Annotated in this window: 3 protein-coding genes and 1 pseudogene; 1 reads left to right on the top strand and 3 read right to left on the bottom strand. The window is 60.0% G+C overall.

The features are described 5' to 3' along the window. A pseudogene (locus EN884_RS39890) lies at positions 1-325 on the bottom strand (thermonuclease family protein); the annotation flags it as partial. 529 nt (positions 326-854) lie between these two features. Here EN884_RS39890 and EN884_RS30965 point away from each other — a divergent pair. Beyond that, positions 855-1,664 (top strand): sulfite exporter TauE/SafE family protein, encoded by an 810-nt coding sequence (locus EN884_RS30965; RefSeq protein WP_063168140.1) that lies wholly within the window; start codon positions 855-857, stop codon positions 1,662-1,664. On the opposite strand, the gene EN884_RS30960 is transcribed toward EN884_RS30965, so the two are convergent. Then, positions 1,658-1,900 carry a DUF982 domain-containing protein gene (locus EN884_RS30960; RefSeq protein WP_063168141.1) on the bottom strand — a complete coding sequence of 81 codons (243 nt, stop codon included), beginning with the start codon at positions 1,898-1,900 and terminating at the stop codon, positions 1,658-1,660. The genes EN884_RS30965 and EN884_RS30960 overlap by 7 nt on opposite strands. Continuing rightward, on the bottom strand, positions 1,900-2,091 hold the full coding sequence (locus tag EN884_RS30955; RefSeq protein ID WP_063170253.1) for a hypothetical protein: 192 nt from the start codon (positions 2,089-2,091) through the stop codon (positions 1,900-1,902). Before EN884_RS30955 ends, EN884_RS30960 begins: the two co-directional genes overlap by 1 nt. Positions 2,092-3,098: the final 1,007 nt, after the last annotated feature.

Raw genomic sequence — 3,098 nt, 5'->3', positions numbered from 1 at the left:
TCGCCGCAGCCACCAACTCTGTGAGGCGCGCCTTTGCTCGCTGACCAAGGTCTGCCTCAGCGTCGCACCTCGGCTGGATGCTCTCAGGCGCATTGAAGCCCACCAGCCGGGTCCCCTTGTCGGAACCGTTGAGGCGAATGGTGTCGCCGTCGGTGATAGTGAACTGCGAGCTTGCGAGCGGCGCCCGGTCTCCCGTGCCTGATCTCGCGAAGGACGGCATGGTGGGCCAAGAGATGTGCTCGCCCTTCTCGACGTATGAGTAGATCAGCGAACCGACGATCAGCGCCAGCGCGAAACCGAAGGCTCTGGTGAACCGCGCCGCCAAGTATCTCACCTCCCTAGCGACCCGGCTGCCTGGTCGCCGTGGCTCCCAATGCGGCGACGAAGTGGGACGGTATGGGGCTGTTTGGCTCCGCTCGAAGTTGCTCGATGGCGCGGAGCCTATTATCTCATAGAGCTTCGCAAACTGCTTTGGGCTTAGCCGTGTGCGTGGGCCGTACTTCGCCAGCCGGACGTGCATGTCGAGCAGGAATTGCCGCTGCCATAGGGTAAGACGGCCGCGAGTAAGCACAGCCTCGACACGGGACTTCAGGTCGTCCTCGGTCTCCAATCCGATACCTCACGCCTGCCTTACAATACTGCGCAGGCGGTTGGGTGTGAATAGGCGTACGCACCGGGCGGAAAGTTGCACCTCGGAGAGGCCTATCTGGAACACCGACGACCTAATCGCCTTCCGTCAAGGCTCCCCTCTAGGCCCCCCCTGACGTTCTCCCAGGTGTGGCTTAGGGGGATCAGGTACCTAGTAGTCCAAGCCAAGATGGCCTACAGCGTTGTTTCCCACGGAGTACAACGCAATGACCGATGAGCCGCTGCCAATCGCCCAGGCGTCACCCAGCAAGCCGCTCGCGTTCGGAGGCGGAATGGTTATCGGGGCGCTTGGCGGTCTCGTAGGTCTCGGCGGCGCTGAGTTCAGATTGCCGCTGCTGATCGGCCTGTTCAACTTTGGTGCGCTGGAGGCCGTGATCCTGAACAAGGCCATGAGCCTGATCGTGGTGGCAACCGCGTTGCCGTTCAGGGCTCAGACAGTCCCGTTCGGGGAGATCGCTTCACATTGGCCGATCATAGCGAACCTCCTGGCTGGAAGCCTAATAGGTGCCTGGCTCGGGGCCGGATGGGCGACCCGCCTTCGAGCTGAGACCCTCTACAAGACCATCTCGATCATACTCTTCCTCATCGCAGGGGTGCTGTTGTTCGGCCATAACGCTCATGCCAACAGTGCCTTGCTCAGCGGTCCAGCACAGTTGATCGCAGGGGTCTTCGCTGGGTTCATCATAGGCATCGTTGCGGCGCTGCTCGGGGTCGCTGGTGGCGAACTGCTGATCCCAACGCTGATACTGTTGTTCGGGGCCGACATTAAGCTCGCCGGCAGTCTCTCGCTTGCCGTGAGCTTGCCGACCATGATTGTCGGGTTCGCTCGCTACAGCCGCGACCAGAGCTTCTCAGTCATCCGACGCAACATCGCGTTCGTATTGGTCATGGCCTGCGGCTCGGTTGTCGGGACGTTCCTGGGCGGGCAGATGCTTGGATTTGTGCCGAGCGGTGTGCTGCTGCCCCTGCTGGCTGCCATCTTGGTGATTTCAGCGGTCAAGGTCTGGCGTCACTGACGACGCAACATCCCTTCTTCCTCGGCAGCTTCCTCGAATGCTTGCCGAACGTCCTCTGGTGACGCCCGGTCCTCGAACGCGTCGATGCAGGCCTGCACCGCCTTGTTCCACTTCGGCCCCTTCCTGGGCCACTTCATGAGTTCCTCGGCCGCCCCCTCAACGTGACTGATGCCTGCCGTGATGCCGACCCTATCGGACCTCACGTAGACCGGAGGGTTGAACCAATGGAGAGCCATCAGAAGTCACCTCGGTCGACCCTACGTTTCAGGTCTGCAGCATTCAAAAGGTCGACCAGATCGTCGGCATACTCCATGTCGAGACCTGTGGCTGGATGACCATCAGGCTCAGCCGGCTGCCCGGTGAACACGTCGAACACCGTCCAGGTCCCATTCGGTTCCTTCTTGAGGTCGTACCGCTGCTGGGCCATCTGGGACCTCTTGGGTGGCAGCCTTTTGGGCTTGATCGATTGCATCAAGAAGCGAGGCTAGTGTTGGGGGTAGCTCAGGGTCAACCGTCAGGCCGAAGGCCTTCTGTATGTCTCGACGATTGTCCCCGTTGCGTATCGATTCACGAAGGTGGTCGGCCACGGTCTTGTGACCGGCTTTGTCGCGCTTGGCCATGAAGCTGTCCCCTAAACCCCTAAATTATTGTGTGACAAAAGCTCCGTTTAACGGCGCTCAACGTATTGTCAGACAATTGGTTCCATTAGGAGGTCGGAATATTTGATAGTAAAATGTGAGCGGGTGATCGGACAACTGGCACGCGCGCCGTCCCCCCGTGGGGGTGCCTCCCGGCCGTCATTGATCCGCGCCCGCGTGGGACGTGATGCGCGCGTGATCGCGGGCGTTCTCCCACACAATTCCCCACATGCAACGCGCAACACCATGCAATCCAAGGCTTGCCAAAGGATATGATATCCCTTCGATGCATTGGGAGGGTGCCAAGGGTGCGCCAAAGGGCGCCGACAGGTAGCCGGAAGGGTGCGCTATGTTTCGCCACTTGTCCGGCAATCGGTGTATTTGTCGGACACAAGGGTGTAGGGTGCCCGATGATCGCTGACCCATGCTTCCAAATCGTCTTATCCGGCGCGCTTCGCCACACCCTCGTTGAGACCCGTGTTAACATGGTTCGAGCGCGCGCCGCTCTTGCCGAAGCTCGCATGATCGTGAGGGATGACACTGCGCGCCGCTACCATGTGCGCCTAGGTCTCACCCTAAAGAAACCCTTTCGGCACCCTTGATCGGCCCCTAGCTCCGCGCGTTACGGCGGCGACCCATTCTTTTCCGTCCACAAACCTATACCTTTGTGAACATGCCGCTTGACATGTACACTTATCGTCCACTAAGTGATGTTCACCAACACTCTTAGAGGAAAGTGCACATGATCATCGGATACGCCCGTGTTAGCTCGACCGGACCAGACCTCGACACCCAG

The organism is Mesorhizobium sp. M7A.F.Ca.AU.001.01.1.1 (assembly GCF_004022735.1).
In the GTDB taxonomy this organism is placed as follows: domain Bacteria; phylum Pseudomonadota; class Alphaproteobacteria; order Rhizobiales; family Rhizobiaceae; genus Mesorhizobium; species Mesorhizobium ciceri.
Note: the sequence above shows the minus strand (reverse complement) of the source record. Positions and strands in the feature narration are given on the sequence as shown.

What these genes read in the sequence shown, in the direction of transcription:
- EN884_RS30955 (WP_063170253.1), bottom strand. Translation starts at nt 2,091, where the DNA reads ATGGCCCAGCAGCGGTACGACCTCAAGAAGGAACCGAATGGGACCTGG.
- EN884_RS30965 (WP_063168140.1), top strand. Translation starts at nt 855, where the DNA reads ATGACCGATGAGCCGCTGCCAATCGCCCAGGCGTCACCCAGCAAGCCG.
- EN884_RS30960 (WP_063168141.1), bottom strand. Translation starts at nt 1,900, where the DNA reads ATGGCTCTCCATTGGTTCAACCCTCCGGTCTACGTGAGGTCCGATAGG.